Genomic DNA, 20741 nt, shown 5'->3' with positions numbered 1-20741 from the left:
TTAAATCTGATTTTCCTTTTCATAAAAATTTAATTTAAGTTATTACATTTCGTTCACATTTCTTATCTATTAGAAGTCTATTCAAAAGAGAATAGAAGAAAAGCATTAACGGCCCATGCGTAATTGTCATCCACGGACTTTTGCGCATGGGCCATAATATTTCTTGTTTTGGTTATAGAGCGATAGAACGCCCATATTGTGGTTGTTGAACTTGCGATTGTAGCGTGCGTTGGTCTCGAAATACCAATTACGTCCACGGTTGTTATTTTGTTCCCAGCTGTCTTTCGAATTGATTCCACTGATGCGGTGTACAATGTTATAGTTAAAATCGGAGTCGCCTACATTCAGTTCCGAGCCGTTGATTTCCGATTCAAAGTACGGGGTATAAGTCTCTATGTTTCCTCTCCGGATGGTGATTACCGAGTAATCAGTGTTATAAGCTCCTTTTACTTCAACCGACAACCCTTTGGTGATGAAATTAAGGTTTTGCACCAAATGCAAATCGAGGTTCATTGTGTTTGCAACATTGTTGCTGTGCCCTTTACCGTAGGTGATAATAAAAGGATTTCTGTAAAGAATACTGCTGTAATGTTCTTTCGAAGTCATGGGCTTGCCATTGACCAAACCGGGACCGGAGAAAGGTTGAGAGATAGAAAGATCTTTCCAAATATTGGTATTGGTAGGCTCCTGACGATCGCCCACAATACCATCTATGCCCAATTTCAAAGTGGTGCTTTTGGTCATAGAATAGTCAAGGTTGGTGCGGTAGTTGTAGCGTTTGTACTTATAACTATCATTGGTACCGAAATCTTTCAGTAATCCGTCCTGATAGAGGAAACCTACCGACACAAAGTAACGTATCTTATCTGTACCTCCCGAAAGATTCAGGTTGTGTTGAGCCTGTATCGAGGCTGTTTTTACCATATAGTCGCGCCAATTTATATTGGGATACATAATGGGATTGTCACCTTTTTCAAATCGATCCAAGTCGTAGGGTTTAAAAATCTCCTCCCGTCCGTCGTTACGCTCCTGCTCATTATATAATTGGGCATAGGTATACACATCGCTCATTTCCACCCATTGTGCAATTTGAGAAATACCTACCGATGAACTGAGTGAAATCTTGGCACGGCTGTCAGTGCCGCGTCGGGTGGTAACCAAAATCACACCATTGGCACCACGTACACCGAAAACGGCAGTTGCCGAAGCATCTTTTAATACCGTAATACTTTCAATTTCATTAGGGTCCATTTGGTAGAAATTACGCTCCACGCCATCCACCAAGGTGAGCGGTGCTGCTCCGCCTTCAGTGAGTGAGCCCACACCGCGTACAAAAATTTTCGGGTCTTCAGCTCCGGGTTGTCCACTGTTTTGTACCGACGACAGACCAGTAATCTTACCTGCTAATGAGTTGGCGACACTCGCATTGGGGGAGGCAAGCAGCGCATCGGTCTTTACCGATGAAATAGCCCCGGTTAAGGTCTCTTTCTTTTGAATACCATAAGCAACCACAGTTACTTCTTGCAGAGTTTCTGAGTCTTCTTCCAAATTTATATGGAATTTAACTTTACCATTCAAGGGAATCTCCTTGTCTTTGTAGCCGACATAACTTACCTTTATTATGGTTTTTTTTGTGTTGCTTACTTGGAGTTTGAAATCTCCGTTTATGTCGCTGATTACGCCATTAGTCGTTCCTTTCTCAATGATATTGGCCCCTATAACAGGGCCATAACTATCAGAAACTGTGCCTGTAATAATGACCTGTGCCCATACGATCGTAGGAACAAAAAACATGCCAATCGATAGCCAAAGTGCTATCTTTAATCTGTCTTTAATCATAATATTGATGGTTTGAATGAACCGCCTTGGTTCTATATTAAAAAAATAGGTTAGTGTAGCTTTCTAAGCCGACGTTTGCTAGTATTCTCTTTTATGTTATAAGGTTTGTGCCTTTTAAGGTTAATAATAGAGGCTATATAGTGTTTGGAGTACATCGCTCACGGCGCATAATACTAATTAATAGGTTCCGATATTTGTATTGTTAGGTCAATCAATGGATATCAGTATGTGTATGAATTATTGGTGACGATCCAATCGTTTAGTATTGCAAAACTAGATAAAATTTTGCTAAAAAATGGGTGAAATACGTACAGATGATGTATAATATCATACATACTTGTGTATGCTATTCGAACAACTAAACGTAAGTTTTCTGGCTGGCAAAGCCAATGTAGATCTTGGTAAAGCGGTCCTTTAGGAAATAACTATCGAAGTAAAGTAGAGAATCAGATCTATATTGACCTTAATTATTTTTTAGCTCCATAGTTACGGCTTCACTTGCAAAATGATAGAGCAAGTGAAGCCTTTCTGTTTCTAGGTGTTATTTAGCTTTTACTGCTTGCAGTGTTGCTGATAACTCCTTTACAACCTCCGGATGCTTGTCTGCTATGTTTCGCTTTTCGCTCGGATCGGTTGATAAATCATAGAGTTGTGCTTTCTTATCATTGCCTAGTTCGGTCTTTGTCCAAGGCTCAATGGCTGATTGGTTACTAGGCTCAATGTATTTCCATTGCCCCTGAATGATGGCTAATGTATTATTCAGGTTCTGCTGAATGATATAATCCCGGTTCGTAGCTTCTTTGCCCAATAAGGCATTTAAGTGATCCTCACTATCGGGAGCAGCATTTGCTTTTATGGGCTGATTAAGTAGCGAAGCCAGCGAAGCATATACATCAATTTGTGAGAATAAAGCCTGTTGCTTGCTCGGTTTAATGCCGGCAGGCCAGCGAACGATGAAAGGAACACGCGTACCCGCTTCATAAACGCTGTATTTGCCGCCACGATAAATACCCATCGGTGTATGTCCGTGGAGTCGTTCGCGAGCCTCGTCTTGGTACCCATCGTCAATAACCGGACCATTGTCGCTGGTAAAGATGAAAATCGTATTATCGGCCAATTGAAGGCTGTCAAGCGTCTGCATTATTTCGCCAATCGTCCAGTCGAGTTGTAGGATAACATCGCCGCGTGTGCCCAATCCGCTCTTGCCTGCAAAACGAGGGTGGGGGATACGCGGAACGTGAACATCTTGTGTACCCATGTATAAGAAGAAAGGTTCGCTCTTATGCATCGCGATGAAGTTTTTTGCTTTCTGGGTAATCACATCCGCTATCTCTTCGTCTTTCCACAATGCAGCTTGTCCACCCGTCATCCAACCGATACGGGGAATACCATTGATAATCGTATTATTATGTCCCTGACTGGGTTTGAGGGTCACTAATTCCGGGTTCTCTTCGCCTGTGGGCCAATTGCCTACTTTCTTGTGATAGTCTACTTGGATGGGATCGTTCGGGTCGAGATCGACTACGCGTCCGTTCTCTACGAACACACAAGGTACGCGGTCTACCGTAGCTGGGATAACAAACTCATAGTCGAAACCGATGTCTTGTGTGTTGGGTGAGATTTGCTTGTTAAAGTCGGTTCCTCCTTTAGGACCCAGCCCCAAATGCCATTTCCCGATCACTCCGGTAGCATATCCGGCCTGCTTCATCATATCGGCCATGGTGACACAGGCTGTATCGATAATGAGTTCGGAGTTGCCCGGAGCAATTCCGGTATTTGTTTGCCGCCAAGGATACATGCCGGTAAGCAGCCCGAAACGTGAGGGTGTACTGGTGGCCGAAGTAGCGTAAGCGTTGGTGAATTGCACTCCTTGTCCTGCTAAACGGTCAATGTGGGGAGTGCTTACTTTGTTTGCTCCATAGCAACTTAAATCACCAATACCCAAGTCGTCGGCAAAAATATAGATAACGTTGGGTCGCTGCAGATTATTCTTTGTGGTCTCTTTCTGACCTTTGATGCCACAGCCAGCCAGTAAGGCTATGCCCGGAAGCAGAGGCAGTGTACGCGATAAAATAGACATGATATGATTCTTTTAGGGATTTCTTTGTGCAAAGGTATCTCTAAAAGAAGGATTGCTAGGATAACACCGTACGAACATGGGCTAAAAAAGTACAAAGATCGAACTATTGATCATCATTTTCCTCTCCTTCGACTTCTCCTTTCCGATAACTCATCGGACTAACGTGATAGACGTCTTTAAAGCATTTACTGAAGTATCGTGATGAAGAGAACCCAATTTTGTCCGATATTTCGGAGATGTTCAGTTCCGGATTGTTTCGTAGCATAATTGCTCCTTTCTTAAGGCGGATGGTAAGGATGAAATCGTTTGGTGTTTGTCCGGTGATGGCCTTCAGTTTCGTGAATAAGTTGGTACGCGCCATGCCGATCTCACGCGCAAAGATGTTGACGTTAAACTCGGTGTCGTCCAAATGTCGCTCAATGATATCCATCGCTCTATCGAGCATCTCCTTGTCCATCGGGTTGGTTGCCAACATCTGGGCAAAAGCCTGTGGCTGTCGGCTGAACTTTTCTTGGAGCAAGATGCGTGAGTTCACCAGATTATTGCAGCGCGAAATAAGAATATTGATATTGAAAGGTTTGGTGATATAGTCGTCTGCTCCGATGCGCAACCCCTCGATGTTATGTTCCACTGCTGTTCGGGCAGTGAGCAATACCACAGGAATGTGGCAGGTATTAAAGTCACTCTTGATCTGTTTACAGAGTTCAGTGCCCGACATGCGCGGCATGACCACATCGCTCAGTACAATACTGGGCATCTCTTCTTGTATACGTTCCAACGCTTCTACTCCATCCGATGCGGTTGTTACTTGATAGAATAGCTGGAAAATATCAACCAGCATTTTTAAGATCGATTCGTTGTCTTCAACAATCAACATCTTTGCATTGGGAATTCGTTTGTACGGCTCGCTTGGTTCCGACAACAGTTCGGTTGCCTCATCGGATTGAGGCTTAAATACGTCTGCCTGGCTGCTTGCATCGGGTTGTAGCGAAAGCTGTTCTTTATCAAAGTGTCCGTTGCCTAATTTTAGGGTGATGATGAAGCAACTCCCTTTGTCGAGCTCACTTTCAACCCGGATTGTTCCGTGATGCAGCTCGATGATTCCCTTAGTCAAAGCCAGTCCGATACCTGTTCCGGCTCCGGTCGAGAAGGAATCGAGTCGCTCTGTTTGATAGAATCGATCGAATATTTTATCTATCTCTGTAGCGTCTATGCCCGTTCCGGTATCGCGTATCTCGATGATGGCCTGATTTCCTTCTTTCCTGACGTTGATAGAAATGGTGTCTGCTGCTTTGGTATGCTTCAGTGCATTCGACAGTAAGTTGTTGATAACCTTCTGCATCTGTTTTTGGTCATACCACGCTTCGATTACCTCTTCCTCTTTAGCAAACTGGAAGTTGATTTGTTTGCTATTTGTATATTCAAGAAAGAGCAGGTAGTTTTCATAGAGAAAATCGACCAGGTTGTGATTACTCACCTTGATTTTCATATGTCCCTGTTCCTGTTTGCGGAAATCGAGTAGTTCGGTAATGAGTTCCCGTAACTGGATGCTGCTCTTGTAGACGCCCAATATCTTACCGTATACATGTGGTGTAAAGCTTTGTACTTGAAGCAATGCTTCTACCTGTCCAACGATGAGTGTAAGAGGTGTACGGAACTCATGCGAGATATTGGTGAAAAACAACAACTTGGATTGATTGAGTTTCTCCACATCTTCAATGTGCTTCTGTTCGTACTTTAATGACTCTCTTAGCTTGATGCGAGATTTATAGGTCCGTATTAAATAGCCGAGCAAACTGCCTAGTATGATCGTGTAAATGAGGTACGCCCACCAGGTTTTATACCATGGCGGTAGTACATGAATGATGAGCCGCACCTCTTTTGTTAAATCGCTCTTACCTTTGATAACGAGAGTGTAGGTACCCGGATTTAAGTTGGTGTAGGTAATCAATTTCTGTTTTCGATGCGTGTCGTTCCAATCGTCCGAAAAGCCCTCTAGCCGATAGAATACATCGTCTCGATTGGCAGGAATGAAGTTGGAGGTAGCATACTCTATGCTGAACATTGATTGATCTGCTTCGAGTGTAATCTCCCGGGTATAGCATAGCGACTGAGCCAAGATGCCGGTTTCATCATTGGGGCTCACTTCGTGTCCGTTGACCAATAGGCGTGAAAGAGTGATGTGATAAGGTTTGAGTTGAAAACGTAGATTTTTCTCGCGAAATGAAATCATGCCTTGTACTCCTCCCAGAAACACTTCGCCATCCCGGGTTATGTACATGGCATTTTCATTAACGGCTGTCAGCGGGAACCCGTTTTCGGCGTTGTAGTTGCGAAAGGTGCCGTCGGCATAGTTAAACAGTGAGAATCCTTGATTCGTAATAAGTAACAGATTGCCCTTTTCGATAGATGATTCGCAGACCTCGTAGATACAGTCGCTTGATAGTCCGTTCCGTTGCATATCGAAATTCTCAAAACTGTCTGTTTCGGGCAAATACAGATCGAGTCCGCTACCCGAAGTAGAGAACCAGAGTCTCCCCTGACTGTCTTGGGTGATGCTGTTGATGTTGTTATTGCTTAAACTATTGGCTTTGTCGGGGCGGTGCTGATAATTTTTGAGCTGTTTACTGTCAAATCGATATGTATATACACCTTCGCCGGTTGCTGCAATCCAGAGTGTACTGTCTTTATCCATAAACAGATCGGCTACAATGCGAATGGCCCGTCCGGCTTTCGAATCCTTGAATAGTTGTTGACATCGGCCTGTTTGCGGGTCAAAGAGAGAAACACCATTCTGCGTGCCGATAATCAGTAAATTACCATAAGGCGTGATGTCTCGAATGATATCCGATGGTAGTGTGGTGGAGTCATTTTCCACAGAACGATAATGAGTGAATTGATTGGTACGAAGATTGAGCTTATTCAGTCCGCCCAAATGTGTGCCTATCCACATGGTTTCGTTCTTTTCGTCATAGTAAATCGCTTTTACGTTGTTGTGCGAGATACTATTCCGGCCTGCTTCCTGTTTCAACCATTTGAAGGTTTTGTTCTTCCGGTCGTATATGTTGATTCCTCCTCCTTCTGTACAGATCCATAGGTTGCCTTGCCGATCTTCGGTCATGCGTCCTACTACCGGGCTACTTAGCCCGTTCTGTCCGTTATCGGCCGTTTTATAGCGCGTGTAGATTTCATATTCCGGATTGAAATAGTTTACACCTCCAAAGTATGTTCCTAGCCAGAGTGTTCCTTGGGGATCTTTCACGATAGACCAGATCGACGAGTGGGTTAGTCCCTCTGTTTTGTCTCTGTTTCGGGTATAATTGTCTATCTGTTTGTTACGTTTATTATACCGGTTCAGTCCCTGAAAGGTACCAATCCAAATGTTGCCTGCGTTGTCTTCGCAGCAGGTTCTTACAAAGTCGGACGAGATGCTGTGCTCGTTGGCGGAGTCGTGTCGCAGGTTTTCTATTGCTCCGTTTGTTTCGATATGAAACAGCCCTTTGTCCCAACTCCCAATCCATAGCTCCTGCTTCGAGTCTTCATAAATACTTGTAATGTTTCCCCGTTCGATCGGATGTATCAGCTGTTTCCCGGCAAGGAGTTTATAGACACCATTGTTCTCAGTACCTATCCACAAGTTCTCTTTGGCGTCGAGGTGTAAACTCGATATGGCAGCATCTTTCACTGCCAACTGATAATATAAATCGAAGTTCTGTGTATGTTCATTGAATACATATATCTCGTTTTTCTTGCCGATATATAGCTCCTCTTTATAGTAGATACCGGTTACATTTCCTTGAAGCAGTGTTTTGAAGCGTTGCGAATGGAGATCGAATTCGGCCACACCCTCTGTACACAAGAGGTATACTTTACCTTTCTTGTTGCCGGTAATCCGGATCACGGTATTGCAAAAAAGGCTGTGCGGGTTGTTTTTCTCTAATTTATAGGTTTTAATATCATTGCCGTTGTAGCGGTTCAGCCCTTCGCGTGTGCCAATCCATAGCATGCCATTTTCATCAACATAGAGGCTGTTGACAGAAAATTGTGAAAGTCCATCGCTCGTTGTCAGATGACTGAACGTTAGCTCTCTGTCTTGTGCCCAAATGGTGATTGTGCTGCATACGAATAGGCAAAAAAGGAAATATTTCTTCACTATGTCCATGAGGTTAAGTAGTGTTTGGCACAAATATATAACATTTTGTTCGATTCCTCTATCGCAGATTGAAAGAAAGTGATTACATTTGTACGTTAATACAACATCGCAATCAAACTAACTACGATATGAAAGTAAAGAAGATCAGTGTAGCTAACGTAGCTGTTAGTGCACTTCCCGAGCTACTGGATGAAGAGCGAATCGGATTTCAGCCAATTGACCATGTCAATTGGTCGGCTTATCCTTATAAACCCAAAGTAGCGTTCCGTATGGCACACACCGACGACGCTATCCTGCTACATTTCAATGTGAAAGAAGCTTCCGTACGGGCTCGCTATAGCAACGATAACGATGCTGTATGGACCGATTCATGCGTTGAGTTTTTCTCTGTTCCCGCTGCCGATGGCATATACTATAACTTCGAGTGCAACTGTATCGGAACCATTCTTGTGGGTGCAGGGGCAGCTCGTGCCAACCGCGAACATGCTCCACAAGAGTTAATGGCGGGTGTGCAACGTTGGTCGAGTCTGGGTCGCGAACCGTTTGACGAGCGGGTAGAAGAGGTATCGTGGGATGTGGCACTTATCATTCCTTATACCGTTTTCTTTAAGCACAACATCACTTCGCTCGATGGAAAAGTAGTGAAAGCCAACTTCTACAAATGTGGTGATGAGCTGCAAACGCCTCATTTCCTCTCGTGGAACCCCATTGAGATTGAGAAGCCTGATTTCCATCGTCCCGACTTTTTCGGTACCTTAGAATTTGAATAAACAACCGTTTCCTATATAAACGAAAGGATCTTGCCGCATTATATCATGGGCAAGATCCTTTGTTCGTTTAAAACCGGTCGGAACCTTTTAGTGCGATGGTCGGAACCTTTGCTTCCTATGGTCGGACGCTTTGGGTGTTATCATCCGACCCTTTTGCAGATGACCATTCAACCTCTTACCTTACTATCCCCTGTTTGGAATCCCGGCAAAAGTCTATGATGGTGCGAATCTCATCACTCATCGGCACCTGCTCTTCAATCTTCTGCAAGGCATCAAACAAGCTGAAGTTTCCTTGATAAATAAGGCGATAAGCATTGGCTATATGCCGCAGTATCTTTTCGGATATATTGTGATGATGTTGCATCACGGTAGCATTGACTCCATGATATCCGGCCGGATTGCCCGAGATGATAACATACGGAGGCACATCTTTCGAAATACGGCTTCCCCCCTGAATCAACGACCAGCTTCCTACACGGCTGTGCTGATACAGGCTTACATTACCACTCAGAATAACACAGTCGTTCAGCACGCAATCGCCTGCGATGGTACTCCCGATACCGGCTACACAGTGATCGCCTATACGTACATCGTGACAGATGTGTACCCGATCCATTAAGAAATTCTCATTGCCGATGACCGTTTGGCAACCGCTATGTGTGGCACGGCTGATCACCACGTTTTCGCGGATGTGGTTATTGTTGCCGATAACCAGCTCGCTGTCTTCTCCCGTATAATGAAAATCCTGGGGTTCGGCTCCCAATACGGCATGCTGATATACCTTATTCCCTTTTCCCATACGTGTGCCCGCTAAGACACTGACAAAGGGCATAATCACGCAATCGTCTCCGATCTCAACATTTTTATCGATGTAGGCAAAAGGCTGAATCGTGACGTTTTTCCCGATTTTGGCCTCTGGGTCTACGTAAGCTAACGGACTAATCATAATCGTATATATTTAAAGTTACTCTTCTCTTCCACCTCCCAATGCCCGGTAAAGGCTAACGACTGCTTGCATCTCGTCGAAGGTGTCGGACACCTGAGACAAACGGGCGCTGAGCAATGCCTGTTCGGCCGATAAAACCTCTAAATAAGTCGAAGTGCCCAACGTAAAGAGCTCTTTGGTGTACTCCGAACCTTTCTGAGCCGACGCAACCTGCAAGGCGCGGGCACTTGCCTTATCAGCTGTAGTTTGATAAAGAGATAATGCATTGCTTACTTCGCTACCGGCGTTCAACAGTGTTTGTTCGAAGGCCAGTTTTGCCTCTTCCTGTTGTGCTTTTGCTATTTTGAGGCGGGCAATGTTGGTGCCGCGATAGAATAGCGGTTGTGTAAGCGAACCGATAGCCGAAGCCAATAGTTTGCCGGGATTCATGATGACGCCCCCTGCGCTATTGACCCATCCGGCCGATCCGCTGATGATAATTTGCGGGTAGAATGCAGCACGAGCCGAGTTCGTATTATAATAGGTCACAGCTAATGCCATTTCGGCTGCTTTTACGTCGGGGCGGTTCGAAAGTAACTGCAAAGGTACTCCAACCGAAAACGTTGAAGGAAGTTTTTGTGCCTCCAATGTGCTGCGCTTTACGGCTTGAGGTGCTTGTTTGAGCAACATGCAAAGTGCATTCTCCGTTTCACGGATACCTTGGCGGATGGCGGGTAGCGAGGCAAGTACTTGTGCATAGGCAGCTTCGCTTTGCGATACGGCAGCCTCGTTGGTCATAGCCGCCTCTTTCATGGCACGCATGGTTTCTACGTTGCGTTTCATGATATCGGCTGTTTGCTCGGAGATGATCATCTGTTGGTCGAGCATCAGCAGCGTATAATAGGTGTTGGCAATGGCGGCAATGATCTGTGTTTGCACTGCTTGGCGGTATGCCTGACTTTGTAGTAAGACGGTTTGTGCATTTCGTTTGGCATTGAGCAGCTTGCCGAATAGATCGACTTCCCAACTGGCTGTAACGGGTAGGGAGTAGGTCTGGGTGGCAGCCCCTTTGTCAAAGCTGCTCAGTGTACCTTGCGGCGATAATCCAAGCGACGGAGCATAGGCCAGACGAGCAGATAACAATGCTGCTTGTGACTCTTTCACTTTGAGAATAGCCGTTTGCAGGTCCGTATTATCGGTTAGCCCCTGCGAGATATAGGCTTGCAGTTGCGGGTCGGTAAAGACTTCGCGCCAGGGCAGGTTGCCAAAATTGGCGGTATCCGCTGCCAGGGTATCGCCTGTCGCCAACGTATCACGATACAAACCGGCGGTTTGTATATCTTCGGGGCGATCGTACGATTTATAGATGTGGCAGCTGCTCAATAGAGCAGTTGCACACAACAGGAATAGTATCTGTTTTTTCATTCTATCAATTATTTAGCGTATTGTTCAATCTCCGTTTGTGCATCGGTGTTGTCAATGTCTTCCCAGACCATCGGTTTCACCTTCTCCTGCAAGAACTGGAAGGCTACGAAGAGTGCAGGAACCACGAAAATCTGGCAAATCATACCGATTAACATACCACCTACCGCGCCGGTTCCCAAGGTACTGTTACCATTGGCACCTACACCGCTGGCAAACATCAACGGAAGCAAACCGATGACCATGGCAAGAGATGTCATCAAAATAGGACGCAAACGGGCAGATGCACCTAATACGGCAGCCCAGGTAATGCTCATGCCCATTCGTCGGCGGTCGAGGGCGAACTCTACAATCAAAATAGCGTTCTTAGCCAATAGACCCATCAACATGATAAGGGCAATTTGCATATAGATATTGTTCTGCACACCCATCATCCAGCCAAAGATAAAGCTACCGGCCAATCCGAAGGGGATGGAGAGTATAACAGCCAACGGCAGGATATAGCTTTCGTACTGCGCACTGAGCAATAGGTAAACGAATACCAAACAGAGCGCGAAAATGATCGCTGTAGTGCCGCTACCGGTACTTTGCTCTTCGCGCGTCATACCTGAGTATTCGTAAGCATAGCCTGTTGGAAGTGATTTAGAAGCCACCTCTTCAATTGCCTTGATCGCCTCGCCCGAACTGTAGCCCGGTGCCGGCGAACCGTTGATGGCAATCGCCGTATACATATTGAAGCGTTTGATATTGTCCGGTCCATACACCTTCTTCAGTGTCATAAACTGAGTGATCGGAGCCATCTCGTTACCATTGCGCACCTTGATAGCGTTCAGCGATTCGGGGTTGATACGAGCCGTAGGATCGGCCTGTATCATGACCCGATAAAGCTTACCAAAGCGGTTGAAGTTGGAGGTGTACATACCTCCGAAATAACCCTGCAGGGTAGTCAGGATGGTATTGGGGCTAAGTCCTGCCTGTTTACATTTAGCCGCATCGATATCGATCATATATTGAGGGAAGTTCGGGTTAAACGCTGTTTGAGCGGTGGCAATCTCCGGACGTTCGGCCAGCTTCGCCAGGAACTCTTGCGTAACATCGAAGAACTTGTTCAGATCTCCACCTGTCTTATCCTGTAGGTTCACCTCGAAACCATTCGTAATACTATATCCCGGAATCATCGGAGGGGCAAAGATCATGACGCGGGCGTCTTTTACTTGCGTTTTGGTTTGCATATAGAGGCGACCAATCACAGAATTGAGGTCTTCGCCCTTACCGCGCTTATCAAAATCTTTTAGTTTGCAGATAAATGTACCGTAGTTATTTCCTTGTCCGGCAATAAAGCTATAACCGATGATCTGTGTCCGGCTCTTTAATCCCGGAGTGTTGGCAAGCAGCTTATCTACTTCATCCATGGCAACAATGGTACGTTCCTGCGAAGTAGCAGGAGGGAGGTCGACTACGGCAAAGATCGTTCCCGTATCTTCATTCGGTACCAATCCGGTAGGGGTTACCATCATCAGCCCGATGAGTAGGGCAATACCCGCTACCACACTGCCGAATGCCAACCAACGATGATGAATGAAGAGCAGAACACCATTCTTATACTTCTTCAGCGTCTTGTCGTATGCTACGTTGAATGAGGTATGAAAACGGTCAACGAAGCTCATCTTCTTATGGCTGCCATCGGCGTTATGCGGTTTTAGTAAAATGGCACATAGGGCAGGGGTGAGGGTCAATGCATTCAGTGCCGATAGCCCGATAGCGAAAGCCATTGTCAGACCAAACTGCCGATAGAATGTTCCGGAAGTTCCACTCATGAAGCTTACGGGGATAAATACCGACATCATGACCAACGTAATGGAGAGGATGGCACCCGAGAGTTCGTTCATCGCATCGATAGATGCCATACGGGCCGACTTATACCCTTGGTCGAGTTTAGCGTGTACCCCCTCGACCACTACAATGGCATCGTCGACCACAATCGCAATGGCGAGAATCATGGCGCAGAGGGTGAGCAGGTTGATACTAAAACCGATCAGATAGAGGATAAAGAACGTACCGATCAACGATACGGGGATAGCGATGGTAGGAATCAGCGTAGAGCGGAAATCTTGTAAGAAGATATACACTACGATGAAAACAAGGATAAATGCTTCCAACAAAGTGATAAGCACCTCGTGGATAGAGGCGAAAAGGAAGTCGGTACTATCGAGTAGAATCTCGACTTTTACGCCGGGAGGCAGCTCCTTTTCCATGTTTTTTAGCAGGGTTTTGATGTTGCCTACAATTTCGGTTGCATTGGAACCGGCCGTTTGATAAATCATTGTTGTTACACCGGGATGCCCGTTTACATTGTTGCGGAATCCGTAACTTAAGCGCCCCAGTTCGATCGTTGCTACGTCTTTGAGACGCAAGATCTCACCATCGGGTGTGGCGCGTACTACGATATCGCCAAACTCTTTTTCGGTTTGCAAACGACCCTTATACTTCATTACGTACTGAAACGATTGATTGCCTTGATCGCCAAACTGCCCCGGAGCTGCTTCGATATTTTGTTCGGCCAACGCGTTGGTAATATCCGTCGGCATCAGTTTATACTGTGCCATAATCTCAGGCTTCATCCAGATGCGCATGGAGTAGTCCGACCCCATCACCATGGCGTCACCCACACCGCTTACACGTTGTACCTGCGGGATGATATTGATTTTGGCATAGTTTTCAAGGAACTCCGAGTCGTATTTATCATCCGAACTATAGAGCGAGAACCCCATCAACATACTGGTTTGGCGTTTGCTGGTGATAACACCTACCTTGGTGACCTCGGCGGGCAGTAACCCTTGTGCTTTGGCTACGCGGTTTTGTACGTTGACGGCAGCCATATCGGGGTCGGTGCCTTGTTTAAAGTATACTTGGATAGTGGCGTTGCCGGTATTGGTAGCTGTAGAGGTCATGTACATCATGTTCTCTACCCCATTGATCTGCTCCTCGAGTGGAGCGATAACGCTGTTAAGTACGGTTTGCGCATTGGCTCCCGTATAATCTGTACTTACCTGTATGGTAGGCGGTGCGATATCCGGATACTGCGTTACTGGCAGGGATATCAAACCGAGGATACCCAGAATAACGATAATGATCGAGATCACCGTCGATAATACCGGGCGGTTAATAAATTTATCGAGTTTCATTGCTTATTTCGTTTCTTTAGGTTGAATCTTCATGCCATCTTTAACACTGGTACCTACCCCTTCGGTCACAATCTTGTCGCCTGCCTTGAGTCCCGAAGTGACAACATAATCTTGTCCGTTGTTGATCGGGAATACAGCGATCTCGGTTGTTTGGGTAGTAGCACTGTCGGTTACAAGAAAGACAAACTTCTTATCCTGTATTTCGTATGTTGCTTTTTGCGGAATGATCAACGCATTCTTTTCGGTGTAAGGTATCAATACCGATCCGGTTCCACCGCTACGAAGCACATTGCGCTTGTTCGGAAACGAAGCACGCATGCTTACGGCACCGGTCGCTTGCTCGATTACCCCACTCAGGGTTTCTATCCGACCGCTATCGGCATAAAGAGTCCCATCAATTAGTTGAAGCCGTACGGGAGGCATTTTTGCCAGAATCTCTTTCATGCTTCCTCCTTCTCGGGTCATGTCGAGCAGTTGCTTTTCATTCATGGAGAAGTAAACATACATCTCAGAGATGTCTGAAACAGTAGTTAGTGGGGTCGCGATCGAGGAGCTGACAAGGCTTCCTACACGGAAAGGAATGGTTCCTACCACGCCGTCCGACGGACTTTTTACATTCGTAAATGACAAATTCTGACGTGCATTGATCAGCTGGGCATTTGCTTGCGCCAGCAATGCTTTTTGCGAGGCAAGCTGATTCTCAGCCATTTCCATGTCATATTGACTGATGATGTTTTTCTTCAGTAGTTCGCGCTTATTGTTTACAGTCAGTTGCTGCGTTGCGACTCCCGACTTGGCTACCTGTACACTCGCCTCGGCCGATTGAACAGCTGCCTGATATTGTACGGGGTCGATAATGAACAAGGTTTGCCCCTTGCGTACAACCGATCCCTCGTCGACACAAACCTTCGTAATAAATCCGGCTACTTGCGGACGGATTTCAATGTCTTGTTTTCCTTTAATGATAGCGGGATAGGTACTGTTTAAATCGCTGCTGGTTGGCTGCAATGTCATCACGGCATATTCTGGTACGCCACCCATTCCCATTTGCCCCTTTTGGCCACAGCCAAATAGAGCTAAACAAAATGCAAATAATACAACTTTACTTCTCATACTTTCGATTTATATTCAGTGTTTACTTATTAATTTGCTTATTGTATGTGAGTTCATAATATTCATAGAGCTTTGAATATCAAAACGAGAAAACTTCGAGGGTCTGCAAAGTTTTCGCTGTAAAAGTAGTCTAAATATTGATATAAGTGTTCTCGGAAGTGTAGTTTTTTAACTATGTTTTTCTGAAATTAAGATAGCTGCTTCTATTAAAAAGCATTAGCAATCAATAGATTTTACTTAATCTTGTGATTGCTAATGCTTTGAGAGGATTTGGCTAAATCTATATAAATCTTTTACGATATTAGCTTTTTACTAATATCGCTCTCACCAAAAGACTTTGTTTTATTCGGATAATTCGATTTCTTTTCTTAAGCGAATATCTTCCGAGCTACTGCCGATACGAACCTCAAATACTCCAGGTTCAACCGTCCAGTTCATGTTTTTGTCTAGCAGTTGAAAAGCTGTAGGAGTAAGATCAAATTGTACGGTTTGAACTTCACCCGGCGACAGGGTGATACGCTTAAACCCTCTTAGTTGAGAGTCATAGGTAACAACACTACTTACTTTGTCACGTATATAAAGCTGTACAACTTCGTCTCCGGTTCGCTGTCCCTGATTCTTAATATCGACCTTGATCCGGACAATTCCTTGTGTACCCTTCTGTGGACTATCTACGCGTAGGTTGGAGTAATGAAATGTTGTGTAACTTAACCCATGTCCGAAAGGATATAATGAACCAATCACACGTGTATTTCCCGATCCGTTTGGACCGGCCTGGTATTGTTTACCGTGAGAACCTTTCTTAAACGGAAAATTAAGCTCTATCTGACCTACACTTTTGGGAAAAGTAACCGTTAGTTTTCCACCTGGATTATGATCACCGAACAGGGTTTCTGCAATCACTGTTCCTCCCTGATAACTGGGAAACCATGCTTCTAAAATGGCAGGAATGTTGCGGTCAGCCCAGTTGATTGTCAACGGTTGTCCGTTGATCAATACCAATACGATGGGTTTGCCCGTTTTGTGAAGAGCCTCTAAAAGTATCTGTTGCCGTCCGGGAAAATCGAGTGATGTTCGGGAGCGGCTTTCTCCTACCCGGTGTTCATCCTCTCCTAAAACAGCAATGATAACGTCTGATTCTTTGGCTTGTGCCACAGCTGCTTGAATAGCTTGTTCCTCATCAGATGTCAGGGGCGTTGGCACTAATTCACTGTCAGGCCAGTTTGCATCGGTTATGTTGCATCCTTTACTGTATACAACTTCTACTTCATTGTTGAGATATTCCTGTAGTCCCTTTAATACACTCTTTGTCGGTAGTCTGTTGGGTCCATATCGGCTGATCATGAAATTATCCTCGTCAGCCAGCGGGCCGGTAACGAGAACTTTTCGGATTTGCTTTTTATTGAGCGGTAATAGGTGTTGATCGTTTTTTAGAAGGATCAGTGATTGACGCTGCATTTTCATGATAAAGTCAAGGTGCTTGTCCGCACCGACTTGCCGATCGGCTTCCTTGGGATCTTTTACATAAGGAGAGTCAAACAGGCCAAGACGAAACTTTACACTCAGCACTTCGGCTACCCGCTGGTCAATCGTAGCCAGTGATAGCTTATTTTCTGCAACCAACCGGCGTACCGGGAGTATAAAGTCTGCAGGTGAAGTAAAATGAGTACGTACATTTAAGCCGGCTTCAAGTGCTTGTCTTACGGCATCATCATAATCTGGAGCCGTTTGATGTTTGGTCTGTATAAATTCCACTGCTTCGCTATCACTGACAACATATCCTTTAAAGTTATATTCATGGCGCAATAACTGAGTGAGAAAATAAGGACTCGCAGTAATCGGTACTCCGTCCCAATCATTATAACTACTCATAACTCCCATTGGTGAGCTTTCTTGTATGACCCGGCGGAACGGATAAAGATGTAGCTCGTGCAACTCACGAGGCGATACGTGAGGGTCGGTTCGGCAAGCACCGTCACGCCCTCCTTTGGGGATACTATAAACGGCATAATGTTTCAAAGTCGAAGCGACGCCTTGCGATTGAATGCCGTTTACCATTTCAATGCCCATTTCTGCTATCAGAAATGGGTCTTCGCCATAGCATTCCAGTATTCGCCCCCACCGCGGGTCGCGTGCAACATCAAGAATTGGTGCATAAACATTCGTATATCCAAGGAGTTTGGCTTCTTTCCCCACAATCTCTCCGGCTTGGTGTACAAGTGCCTTATTCCAGGTGCTGCCTATTGCAATTGGAGCCGGAAGCGGAGTTGCTTTGGTGTGATTTAATCCGTGAATACCTTCATTGGAGAAGTCTACCGGAATACCCAATCGTGTTTCTTCGATAAACCAACGCTGAATGCTATTTATAGCTTTCGCATGATTAGCGTATGGATAAATCAAATGGCCTGCACGTCTATAGCCCGAGCCTACTCCGTTGAGCTGTTCGTCGATATTGGCAATACCGTCTTTCCAGACTTCTTGTTTCCAACGCTCTGTTGGTAGTGAGTCTTTCAGTACCCGTCCAAAGCCGTATAAAGTTGCCAGCTGGCAACTCTTCTCTTCTAGTGTCATTTGAGAAAGTAGGTCTTTCACCCTTTCGGGTATCGGTTGAGTTGAATCCTCAAACAAATCTTTTTGACCGTTCTTATTGAAATCAATCCATGTTTTATGATAGATTTTGATACTAGGTTGTGCTATTACACTGGGTGCGGAAAGAGTAACTCCTAAGATTGTAAATATAAGAATTAGCTTGAATAACTTCATTTTCTGTCTTTTATATTTGAGTCATGGCTGCGTCCATTCTTATTTTATCGAATGGTCAGCTTTTACTTCTTTGCCACTCCAAGCTTTCAGGTTTGTCCACTCTGTATAGGGGTCTGACCAGAAACGGTCGGTTGCAGGCAATCCTAAAGGCAAAAGCCCAACTGCACAAAGATAGGCACTGCCGGTATTTATGTAATATTCGGAAATATGAATTTGTTCGCCTCCGTTAAAACCTACCTTGATCCATCCATTCGGATCGAAGTTATTAGGCGATGTAAACATATTGCGGATAACAGCTGTCAGTGCACAACGCACCTGACCCGGTGACACTTCCTTCGGAAGAATCTGCATGAGAGCGGCTTGTCCTAGCGCATGAAAAACACCAATACGGTAAACAATAGAACGACCTACCACGGGAAAAGTGCCCTCGGGAGAAATAAATCGTTCCAATTGAGCTGCATAGCGGGTATGGCGTTGGAGTTGAGTACTGAGAAAATCGCTTCCTTCTATATGATGTTTATTCATGACTACGAGTACATCGGTCAACATTGGGTGTATCACAAAGCTATTATAGTAATCCATGTGAAATCTGGGACCATCGCCATACAATGCATCTCCTTTGTACCATTCGTCACGAAACTTGAATATACCTTGGGTGAGTCGCTCGTTATCACATTCACCGGTCAACTCTAACAGAGCTGCTTCTATCATAGAAGCAAACAGAAGCCAGTTGTTGTTATAAGGCTTAATGATACGGCTTCGTTTTAATTCGGTAACCATTTGTTCGCGGGTTTGCTTATCCATATTTCCCCAAAGCTGTTTAGGGGCGCGTAGTAAACCTTGTGCAAGGAAAGCGGCATCTACAAGAGGTTGATGAGGCTCGCCAAAGATTAAATAGTCCGGTGACTTAGGATTTACAGCATTCTTTAATCCTTTTACCGTCAGGTCAATATATTTTTTTCGCAATTGACCTTCGGGCGTATTGTCCGGGCCCAGTTCCAGCCAAGGAGAAATTCCGCAAATTAATCGGCCTACCGCTTCGAGGTGAGAAAAGACTTTGCGTCCAGGATCCAATGATTCGCATGGCATATTCTTTTTTAGCGTTTCATTGGCTAAATTGGTTAATACCGGATTGGCTAGCGAAGTTAGTGTGTTAACCCATACACTACGGTCTTCTGCTCCTGTTGGATGTATCTGATCAGCAGCTTTGATTTCGCCGCTGCTGAACAGCGAAATCAAAAGCAATATAATAATACTATTTACCTTAATCATAATTATTTTATTTGTTTAGTAACTTTTTCATGCGTATCAAAGCCTCTACATAATAGTAATCGGCATAACTAAGCGGAACATCTACCTCACTGTTATTGGGAAAGTGTCCGGTCGAATGGAGCAGTACAAAATTACAGTTGCCCCCTTTCTTAGCCAGATACTCGGGTGAGGTCAGTGAGCGAAGCTGTTGCTCTGCCAACATTCGGCAACTTTTGCCAAACTTATTTGGGTTCATCTGACTTAAATCAAGTAGGGCAGAAGCCATAATTGCGGCAGCAGAAGCATCACGCGGAGCATTGGGGATATCTGGCGCATCAAAATCCCAATAAGGTACCTTATCCTCCGGCATGCGGGGATGGTTCATTATGAAGCGAGCTATGTGATTGGCTTGTTTCAGGTATTCTTTTTTTCCTGTTTCTTTATACATCATTGTAAACCCGTATAAGGCCCATGCTTGTCCTCTTGCCCAAGCGGATTCGTCAGCATATCCTTGATGAGTCTGTTTGATATGAGGCTTTCCGGTTATCGTATCATAGGAAACAACATGATAACAGCTATAATCTGGTCGAAAATGATGTTCCATTGTTTTATCAGCATGTGAAATAGCCATGTCGCGAAAACGATCATTGCCGGTTAGTCTGGAAACAACGGTAAAGAATTCTAGATTCATCATATTATCTATGATAACCGGGAATTGCCATTTCTTTTTATTGAAATCCCATGAACGAATTAAACCGACTTCCTCTTTGAATCGAGTAGCCAATGAATTAGCCCCTGTTGTCATTACGTCCTTGTAATGAGGGTTTTTAGTCAGTCTGTATCCATTGCCGAAGCTGCAGTTCAGCATAAAGCCTACGTCGTGACTGTAAGTGATTTTTTTTGCGTTTTCGAGTCGGTTGGTATACATTTCGGCATACGCTCTCAGCTCTTTGTCTGGATGATTTTCATACAGATACCAGAGTTCGCCCGGGAAGAAGCCGGAGCACCACCAAGCATAATCGCTGGTTGCCAATTCTCCTTTTTTATTAATTGTTTTCGGGAATCGACCTTCTCTGTTTTTCAACTCTTTTGCCATTAACAAGGCTTGTTCCGTAGACCGATTTAATCCTCTATTAACCACACTTTGCATCGGTTCCTGCTTCTCTCCGCTACTGAAAGCGGAGAGAAGTACAAATAGAACCATGAATAGACCTAATTTGCCGTTTTTCATTCTCTGTTT

Annotated in this window: 11 protein-coding genes; 1 reads left to right on the top strand and 10 read right to left on the bottom strand. The window is 44.9% G+C overall.

Annotated features, from left to right (window positions below):
• Positions 1-126: 126 nt before the first annotated feature.
• From TY03_RS02965 to TY03_RS02955, 3 genes are all read right to left on the bottom strand, one after another.
• Positions 127-1839 carry a SusC/RagA family TonB-linked outer membrane protein gene (locus tag TY03_RS02965; protein WP_081713030.1) on the bottom strand — a complete coding sequence of 571 codons (1713 nt, stop codon included), beginning with the start codon at positions 1837-1839 and terminating at the stop codon, positions 127-129.
• Positions 1840-2380: 541 nt separating this feature from the next.
• The gene (locus TY03_RS02960) at positions 2381-3919 is read right to left on the bottom strand and encodes a sulfatase-like hydrolase/transferase (RefSeq protein WP_042367168.1); all 1539 of its coding nucleotides are present in this window, start codon (positions 3917-3919) and stop codon (positions 2381-2383) included.
• Between the two features lie 103 nt (positions 3920-4022).
• Entirely contained in the window at positions 4023-8072 is a 4050-nt protein-coding gene (locus tag TY03_RS02955; protein ID WP_042367338.1) for a hybrid sensor histidine kinase/response regulator transcription factor, read from the bottom strand.
• Between the two features lie 128 nt (positions 8073-8200).
• On the opposite strand from TY03_RS02955, the gene TY03_RS02950 reads away from it, so the two are divergent.
• Complete coding sequence (locus tag TY03_RS02950; protein WP_042367331.1) at positions 8201-8842, top strand: carbohydrate-binding family 9-like protein; 642 nt, start codon at positions 8201-8203, stop codon at positions 8840-8842.
• Between the two features lie 175 nt (positions 8843-9017).
• Here TY03_RS02950 and lpxA read toward each other — a convergent pair whose 3' ends face one another.
• From lpxA to TY03_RS02915, 7 genes are all read right to left on the bottom strand, one after another.
• Positions 9018-9788: an acyl-ACP--UDP-N-acetylglucosamine O-acyltransferase gene (lpxA, locus tag TY03_RS02945; protein ID WP_042367166.1), complete on the bottom strand. Its 771-nt coding sequence runs from the start codon at positions 9786-9788 to the stop codon at positions 9018-9020.
• An 18-nt stretch (positions 9789-9806) separates the two neighbouring features.
• Positions 9807-11192, bottom strand: a complete 1386-nt coding sequence (locus TY03_RS02940) for an efflux transporter outer membrane subunit (protein WP_042367165.1) — start codon at positions 11190-11192, stop codon at positions 9807-9809.
• Positions 11193-11200: 8 nt separating this feature from the next.
• Entirely contained in the window at positions 11201-14374 is a 3174-nt protein-coding gene (locus TY03_RS02935; RefSeq protein WP_042367163.1) for an efflux RND transporter permease subunit, read from the bottom strand.
• A gap of 3 nt (positions 14375-14377) precedes the next feature.
• Positions 14378-15487, bottom strand: coding sequence for an efflux RND transporter periplasmic adaptor subunit (locus TY03_RS02930; protein ID WP_042367161.1), 1110 nt, complete (start codon positions 15485-15487; stop codon positions 14378-14380).
• A 342-nt stretch (positions 15488-15829) separates the two neighbouring features.
• Positions 15830-18250, bottom strand: a complete 2421-nt coding sequence (locus tag TY03_RS02925; RefSeq protein ID WP_042367159.1) for a glycoside hydrolase family 3 N-terminal domain-containing protein — start codon at positions 18248-18250, stop codon at positions 15830-15832.
• Between the two features lie 39 nt (positions 18251-18289).
• Positions 18290-19522, bottom strand: a complete 1233-nt coding sequence (locus tag TY03_RS02920) for a DUF2264 domain-containing protein (protein ID WP_042367157.1) — start codon at positions 19520-19522, stop codon at positions 18290-18292.
• Positions 19523-19529: 7 nt separating this feature from the next.
• Complete coding sequence (locus tag TY03_RS02915; RefSeq protein WP_042367154.1) at positions 19530-20732, bottom strand: glycoside hydrolase family 88 protein; 1203 nt, start codon at positions 20730-20732, stop codon at positions 19530-19532.
• Between the last annotated feature and the right edge of the window lie 9 nt (positions 20733-20741).

It is taken from the genome of Bacteroides neonati (genome assembly GCF_000499785.1).
In the GTDB taxonomy this organism is placed as follows: domain Bacteria; phylum Bacteroidota; class Bacteroidia; order Bacteroidales; family Bacteroidaceae; genus Bacteroides; species Bacteroides neonati.
This window is presented reverse-complemented; position numbering and strand designations above follow the sequence as displayed.